Annotated in this window: 7 protein-coding genes and 2 pseudogenes; 3 read left to right on the top strand and 6 right to left on the bottom strand. The window is 61.0% G+C overall.

The genetic code is table 11. The features are described from left to right. From EN750_RS10965 to EN750_RS10950, 4 genes and pseudogenes are all read right to left on the bottom strand, one after another. Positions 1–255 (bottom strand): ATP-binding cassette domain-containing protein (locus EN750_RS10965; RefSeq protein ID WP_127396427.1); only part of this gene is annotated, 255 nt, incomplete at its 3' end. Next, entirely contained in the window at positions 252–1,034 is a 783-nt protein-coding gene (locus EN750_RS10960) for an ABC transporter permease (RefSeq protein ID WP_127396426.1), read from the bottom strand. The genes EN750_RS10965 and EN750_RS10960, both read right to left, overlap by 4 nt. Before the next feature lies 1 nt (position 1,035). After that, positions 1,036–1,943, bottom strand: a pseudogene (locus EN750_RS10955) (ABC transporter permease). Positions 1,944–1,956: 13 nt separating this feature from the next. Then, positions 1,957–3,036 (bottom strand): spermidine/putrescine ABC transporter substrate-binding protein, encoded by a 1,080-nt coding sequence (locus EN750_RS10950; protein ID WP_127396425.1) that lies wholly within the window; start codon positions 3,034–3,036, stop codon positions 1,957–1,959. A 91-nt stretch (positions 3,037–3,127) separates the two neighbouring features. Between EN750_RS10950 and EN750_RS10945 the strand changes: the two genes are divergently transcribed. The 3 genes from EN750_RS10945 to EN750_RS40615 all read left to right on the top strand — a co-directional run bounded on the left by EN750_RS10945 (position 3,128) and on the right by EN750_RS40615 (position 4,436). Beyond that, a complete protein-coding gene (locus EN750_RS10945; RefSeq protein WP_127396424.1) occupies positions 3,128–3,742 on the top strand; it encodes a TetR/AcrR family transcriptional regulator in 615 nt (204 codons plus the stop codon). A 158-nt stretch (positions 3,743–3,900) separates the two neighbouring features. Continuing rightward, complete coding sequence (locus EN750_RS40620) at positions 3,901–4,158, top strand: hypothetical protein (protein ID WP_245482675.1); 258 nt, start codon at positions 3,901–3,903, stop codon at positions 4,156–4,158. 14 nt (positions 4,159–4,172) lie between these two features. Further along, entirely contained in the window at positions 4,173–4,436 is a 264-nt protein-coding gene (locus tag EN750_RS40615; RefSeq protein WP_245482674.1) for a DUF2569 family protein, read from the top strand. Positions 4,437–4,819: 383 nt separating this feature from the next. Here EN750_RS40615 and EN750_RS10930 read toward each other — a convergent pair. Continuing rightward, a pseudogene (locus EN750_RS10930) lies at positions 4,820–5,112 on the bottom strand (DUF1236 domain-containing protein). 1,300 nt (positions 5,113–6,412) lie between these two features. Further along, positions 6,413–7,117 carry a Crp/Fnr family transcriptional regulator gene (locus EN750_RS10915; protein ID WP_127396421.1) on the bottom strand — a complete coding sequence of 235 codons (705 nt, stop codon included), beginning with the start codon at positions 7,115–7,117 and terminating at the stop codon, positions 6,413–6,415. Between the last annotated feature and the right edge of the window lie 432 nt (positions 7,118–7,549).

Below are 7,549 nucleotides of genomic sequence, written 5' to 3'. Positions count from 1 at the left end.
GTCCTGGAACACCGTCGTCGTCGGCCGCTTGGCCGGCGGCACCGAGGTGCAGTCCTCGCCACGGATGAACACCTTGCCTTCGCTGGGGGTGACGAAGCCGCCCAGAATGGAGAGCAGCGTCGTCTTGCCGGAGCCGGACGGCCCGAGCAGGATCGTGTAGCTGCCGGGCTCGATCTGCAGCGAAACGTCTTTCAGCACGGTGTGCTGGCCGAAGCGATGCGAGACGGAGCGAATATCGACCAAAGGCGCAGTCATGCCTTTCTCCTGCGCAGCAATGTCAATTCGAACAGCACGACTAGCACGATGGAAACCGCGAAGACCAGCGAGCCGACGGCGTTGGTCTTGGGGTTGAGGCCGGAGCGCAGGAGGTTCCAGATTTCGACCGGCAGCGTGGTGTCGAAGCGGGTGAGCAGGAAGGAGATCACGAACTCGTCCCAGGAGAAGGTCATCGACAGGAAGAAGCCGGCGAAGATGGCGGGCGCCATGACCGGCACGGTGATCAGCAGCAGCACCTTCCATTCCGGCGCGCCGAGGTCGCGCGCGGCACGCTCGATGTTGATCTGGTGGTCGCCCATCTGGCTGTAGATGATGGCAAAGCACAGCGGCAGGTTGATCACGACATGGCCGATGCCGGCGGCAAGCAGCGATTTCGGCACGCCGGCCCAGTTGAACAGCACCAGCAGCCCCATCCCGATGATGAAATAGCTGACCGTCAGCGGCAGGGTGATCAGCCCGCGCAGCAGGCCGGAGCCAGGCAGGACGAAGCGGGCAAAGCCCCAGGCGGAGAGAAAGCCGAGCGTGACGGCTGCGAGCGAGGAGATGGATGCCACCAGCAGCGAGTTGACCAGCGCCGAAGTCAGCCGCGTGTCCGAAAGAACCGCATCGTACCAGCGCAGCGACGGGCCGGTGAAGGGCGGGATCGGGAACGACGTCGCCTGCAGCGAAAACAGCACCAGCACGACGACCGGCAGGAAGATGAAGCCGTAGACGGCGAGCGCGTAGAGCCAGGAGGCGATGCGGACAATCCGGCGCATCTCAGGCCCGCTCGATCTTCAGCCAGCGCGCGCAGGCGAGATAGGCTGATGTGACCACCGCCATCAGGATGATGGACAGTGCGGAGGCCAGCGGAAAATCGCCGCGCCTGCCGATCTGCATCATCACCAGCTGCGGCATCAGCAGCTCGTTGTTGCCGCCCAAGATCTGCGGCGTGATGTAATCGCCGATGCACAGCACGAAGGTCAGGAAGGCTCCGACCATGATGCCAGGCAAGGTCAGGTCAGCGGCAGCACGACATGCAGGAAGGTGCGCACCGGCCCGGCGCCGAGATCGGCGGCCGCCTTGCGGTAGCTCGGGCTCAACTGCTTGAGGTTGGCAAAGATGGTCAGCGTCAACAGCATGACGAAGAAGTGCACGAAGCCGGTGACGGTGGCGAACCGCGTGTTGGCGAGCTGCAGCGGCTCACTGATGAGGCCGGAGCCGGTCAGCGCCCGGTTGACGACGCCGTTCTGCGCCAGCACCAGCAGCCAGGAGTAGGAGCGCACGACATAGGAGGTCCAGAACGGCAGCACGGCCAGCATCAGTGCCAGCCGCTGCCAGCGTTCCGGAACCTGTTCGGCGAGGATCCAGGCAAAGGGATAGGCGAGCAGCACCGAAATTACGGTGACGATCGCGGTCACCTGCAGCGAGTTCACCATCGCCTGCCAGTAGGACGGGTTGTTGAAGAACTGGCTGTAGTTGGACGCCGTGAAGCCGCCGCCCTCATGCGCCGTCAGGCTGGAAAACCCCATGGCGATGAAGGGCAGCACGAAGAACAGCAGCGTCCAGCCGAGCGCCGGCGTGACCAGCGCCCAGGGCAGGGCAGAGCCCGCCCGGGGCAGGGCCGCCCGGGGCAGAGCAGAGCCCGCCCGGGGCAGGGCACGTCCGTTGTTTGCCGAGCTGCTCATGAGCGCTATCGGCTCATTTCGCCTGCAGCATTTCGGTCCACATATCCTGCATCTTCTTGTCGAGATCGGCGTTCGGCGCCGGATAGGCCTGGGCGCGCGCCAGGAAGCCCGGCTGCTCGTCGAAGCGCAGGGCCTTCTTCTGGTCGTCGGTGAGTGCGGCCTTGGTGTTGGCCGGCATGCCCCAATAGCAGGAGGAGGTGGCAAGGCGCGCCTGGCCTTCCGGGCTCATAATGTACTGGATGAACTTCAGCGCCATGTCCTTGTTCTTGGAATCCTTGAACATGGCCAGCGACTGCGACCAGAGAATCGCACCCTCCTTGGGGACCGAGAAGTCCAGCGCCGGGTTTTCCTTGGCCAGGCCCGCCGTCACCCATTCGCCGCCGCCGACCAATATGTCGACCTCGCCGGTCGCAAGCGCCGTCTGGCTGGCGGTCACTTCGCCGACCAGCTTGGCATTGGCCTTCATCTTCAAGAGCTCGTCCTTGAGGGCGGGCAGGTCGGCTTCGGTGAGATCGGCCGTCTTCTTGCCGATCGCCAGTGCGGCCATGCCGATGACCGGCAGGTAGTAGTCGTAAATGGCGACCTTGCCCTTGTACTTGTCGCCGGTGAGTGCCGCCATCGACTGCATGTCGGCCGGATCGACCTTGGTCTTGTTGTAGCCGATCGTGTTGTAGCCGAACTTTTCGGTGATGCCGTAGCGCTTGCCGCCGGCCACGGTGGAGCTGTCCATCTTCACCTGCGGAAACAGATCGGCCAGCGGCAGTTTGTCTTCCGGCAATGGCTCGAACAGTCCCTTCTCGACGCCGCGCGGCACGTCGATGCTGTCGATCACCATCACGTCCCAGTCGCCCGGCTGCGACTGCTCCACGATGGCGAGGCCGGCGCCGGTGCCCTCGAATTCCTTGACGTTGACCTTGACGCCATTGGCCTCCTCGAAAGGCTGCAGCAAGGCCGGATCGGCATGATCGCACCAGATCAGCGCGTTGAGATCGGCGGCCTGCGCGCTCGTCGAAAGCAGCAGCGCCGCGGCTGCGGCAGCTGTGCGCAAACGGGTCTTCAGGATGGAAAGCGGATTGCTGGCTGTGTGTGACATCGAGTGTTCTCCCTTGCCTTTGTGGCTTCTTGCAAAAAATTGAACCAATTCTAAAATTGAGTCAATTCTGTTTTGTGGCAAGAGGCTGGGAATGAGCGGATTGCGGGCTAGGCAAAAGGCGGACCGGCACCGGCGTATCATCGAGGCGGCGGCCGAACTGTTTCGCGAGGCCGGCTACGAAGGCGCCAAGATCGAGGCGATCGCCGCGCAGGCCGAGGTCTCTGTCGGGACGATCTACAACTACTACGAGAACAAGGGCGACATCCTCGGCGCCATCGTCTCGCTGGAGGTCAACGAGGTGCTGAATGCCGGGCAAGGCGTCGTCGCCAAGCCGCCGGCCAATGTCGGCGACGCGCTGGACACGCTGGTCGGCATCTATATCGAGCACTCGCTGCACTATCTCAGCAAGGAGATGTGGCGGCAGGCGATGGCGATCTCGACGCAACTGCCCGACAGCCCGTTCGGCCAGGCCTACACCGCGCTCGACCGCGCCCTGACCGAACAGATCCGCGCCCTGATCGCCCGGCTGCAGGAGATTGGCCTGGTGCGCCAGGACATCGACGGTGCAGCGCTCGGCGAACTGATCTTCAACAACATGAACATGATGTTCATCGAATTCGTGAAGCGTGACGCGGCGAAGATACCGGAACTGCGCGCGGCGATACGGAGGCAGAATAGGATATTGGTGGCGGCGATTGGGGTGTGACACGTCAGGAGCAGGCAGGAGAAAGCGTCGCTTCCGCACAAGACCTGGTTTCAGACGCGGGTCGCCTCTTGAGTTGAGTTCGAAATCTGGTACAACCTAGGAGGGCATAATAGGGGGAGGGGTAAATGGGGACGTTTTCAGTCTGGCATTGGGCGATCTTGCTGCTGTTGATCGGCGTGCCTGTTTTCCTTGCCGTTCGATCAGCCGCGAAGCCGTCACAGAATCCTGAGGCTCTTGTGGGCTTCGGCGGCTGGCTGATGCTGCTGGCTATCGGTCAGGCAGTGTCACCATTGCGGACGCTTGCCGACTTCGCCAATTCGACCGACGGCTACCAGCAACTCATGACCCTCTCGAATGGGCCGCTGGCGGTGTATGGCGAGGTTGCCCTCAATCTGGCATTCTGGCGCTTCAGCTGATTGTGCTCGTTTCGATGCTGCGGCGTAGCCGCCGCTTTCCGCAATTGTTTCTGCTCCAGTGGCTGGCGATTCCCGTCGTGTTTATCCTGGACACGATCTGGGTTGCGTCAGTTCTGGGCGTTCCGGTGAGCCTGGTGCTCGCAGGCGATGCGCTGGTGGCCCCCATAGTCTCGTTTGTGGTGACAGGGCTCTGGGTCGCCTACGTCAACAAGTCTGTCAGGGTGCGGAACACGTTCACCAGGATTGGGGCATCCGCCCAGGTTGCGAGCGCGTCATAGAAGGCAGCCAAATTGGGATATTTTGGAGCATAGATACCCGGAGCTGCGCGCGGCGATCCGCAGGCAGAACCGGATTTTGGCGGCGGCGATCAGGGTGTGACCTCGTGCACCACTATGTCGTCATCGAACCTGGAACGGCCAAATCCCGAGCCGAATGACCGCAACTGTCGTCCGTGACGGCTGCGAGCTTTTGGAAGGTCTTTATTTCGGCTTCGTTTATAGGTGCTGCCCGCGCTTTCGCCTGGAGATCAGCCAGGCGCGCCACGAGCGCTTGCGACGTCTCGACTTCAGGGCTCATCATTTTCATTTGTCCGATTTCAGCGGCGGTTTGACGAGCACACCCCGCCGCCATCCCTGCCGGCGGGCGTGGCCGGTTCGAAGTTTCAGTCGTAGACTTTCACAATCTTGCGTGTGCTCGGGTCCACCAGAACCGTTCGGTTGTCGACCAGCGGTATTTGACGTTGGGGACCTCGTGGAGCTCGACCGTGTCTGGCAGAGCCGTGCCGACGTTCAACTCCATCCCCGGAAGCTTCACAGAAGCCAAGGGTTGCTTCTTCACGTATTCGCGCACGACGGTGTCCTGTTCCTGTGTGACAACCACATCCTGTGCCGCAACTGCGCCGACGCTGGCCAACAGCAAGAGCGCCGCAGCGGCGCTGCTTAGGTGCATCCTCATAGTTTTTCTCCTCTTGTAACTGGCGGCAGCACGATCGGCTGGCCACCCGAACACGTCGCCAGGCCAAACGTTCCTCATACGGGCTTCTGGCTGAACCTGGCGCAGGACCAAAGTCTGATTGGCAAACGCAATGGTCTTACCCGTTGGGAGTAGGCGGAACGGCTTAGGCCTGAAGGTTGTTGTCTCTGCAAACGCGGAGAGAAACAGTGGAAAAAAGTGTCGGCCAGGCGCGATGGTTGCTCGCACCGATTTTGGCAACAGCCATCACCTTCCTGGTGATGGGGATAGTCCTTGGCTGACATGACGTGGATCGGCGCGGTACGTCCCTTCCTGCGCTGATAGGACCCGTGAGCCGCTTCGGCGGCTGGCGGGTCCTGTATTTCACCGTGCGCTGGGCTGCTCATTCGGCAGCGCGCTCTTTTTAGCTCAGGTACCTTGGGAGGTTTATTATGGATCGGCGATCCTTCTTGACTGCAATGTTTGGTGTTGCCGGGGCAGCGGCCCTTGCAAGCGCTGTCCGCCCAATCGACGCAGTGGCGGGTGTTCCAGGAGCCGGACGCGGCATCCTCGATGAACTTGAGACGCCACAAACAGCGACCTTTGACGAAGATGCACAGGCAGAAGTGCAGCAAGTCTACCATCGGGACTGGCACCACCGTCCCCACCGCCGCCGCCGGCGAGGCTGGAGACGGGTTTGCCGCAGTTACTGGCGGCATGGCCGCCGTCGCGTCCGGTGCTACCGCCGACGGGGACCTTCGGTCGTCCTTCGATTTTAACTAGTTTTCCGCCTTGGCCCGTTCCGGCTCGCGCGCCGAGAACGGGCCGGTTGGGATTTTTTTTGGTGAACGATAACAATGACATTGGTCCAAAGATTGAATGCGAGTGGCAGCGCAAACCAACCGGGAAATGACAACGACCATGCCGCGGGGTTTGCGGACGCCGTCTCGTTGCCGGACGAGGAAAACATTGCCGACCTTGTCAGGCGAACAGAGCGCATGGCCATTTTGGTGTTTCTAGGAATGGGCGGCTGGTTGATGTTAGTGCCCGCTATTTACCTTGTACTGACCCACGGGATATGAACGACTTTCGGTGTCGCGGTAGCTGACTGCAGCATGTCAGCGGAAGCTAACGCAACATCCATGCGCGTCCAAAGTTGAATTGCGGGAGCATCGCATCGCGGCTTCCGCACCCCGTTTCCTGTATCGGCAATATGGGGACGGGCTGTTTTGCTGGCGCGAGGCACAAGTGTCTGGAACCACCTATTATAGTGGTCCACGTCCGGCATGCTGGGAAGGCGCTCTCATCCAACCAGCCGCGCATACTCGGCCTCCGGTTTGCCGTAGGTGCCGTTTGCGCAAGCCGCAAGGCCGCTGCGGTCCCTGATATGCACTTCGCCTCGTCGAGAATAGATGAAACCGCGCCCTTCCAGCACTTGCAGTCCAACGGTAACCCCTGGGCGTCTTGCTCCAAGCATGATGGCGAGAAACTCGTGGGTGATCGCAAGGCGTTCGCCGTGGACCCGATCGTCACACATTAGAAGCCAGCGCGCCAACCGCTCTTCAAGGTTTGATTTTGCGTTGATCAGGGCCGTATAGCTGGTCTGGATGTGGAAGTAGTGGACATAGCGCAACAGGAACAGGCGCAACGTTGGGCTGTTCGCAAGAGCCTCCTTGAAGGGCTCGGCTCCGATCCTGAAAGCGCTGCCGGGCGACTGAATGTAACATTGATGCGCCGCATAGTCAGCGCCCATCACGAGCGCGGCACCGGTCATTCCCTCAAAGCCGACAAGACCTACCTCGGCCTCCTTACCTGAAGCCGCCGCGACCACAGAGGCAATGCCGTCTTCCAGGAAGTAAACCGTTTCGATCTCCGAATCGGCTTTCTCCAATGTCATTTTCAGCTCGAGGTCCCACAGTTCAAGGTGTGGCTGCAAAAGCCCCAGGTCACCAGGGTTAAGCCGACGCAACAATTGGTTTTTATAGGAATCGTTCTCTTGATTGGTCATAGCTCAATCCCGCTTGGGGCAAGAGCTTTCCAATCTCCCTGCCGTCCGCGCCCGTAAACACGTGCAGACGATTTAGAGAAGATACGCCCACTGGCGCGCGATTGACAGTGAAATGCGACCTGATGCACGGCGTCCCCCAGCCGCCGAATTACAAAACAGGGGTGTGCAAAGTTAAAGGGTTGGAATCGTACAGAACTCTGCTTCGTACGAATCCGACAATTTCGTGATCGCGGCCAACGCGGCATGATGTGCATGGTTATCGATGTCGAGGTAGAGCGACGAGAAGGCGACCGGCAGGACCGACTGGCAACGCGAAGGCTGTGCTCCATAACGGGTCAAACAATTTGGCATCTAAATTGCTCTGACAGGTATGGGGTGGGCGAGAGCCCGTCGCTTCGCAAATGGAGCGGCGGGGGTACTCTACCAGCGACC

It is taken from the genome of Mesorhizobium sp. M7A.F.Ca.ET.027.03.2.1 (genome assembly GCF_003999175.1).
Lineage (GTDB): Bacteria > Pseudomonadota > Alphaproteobacteria > Rhizobiales > Rhizobiaceae > Mesorhizobium.
The sequence above is the reverse complement of the archived record's forward strand: the minus strand, read 5'-3'. Positions and strand labels throughout refer to the sequence as shown.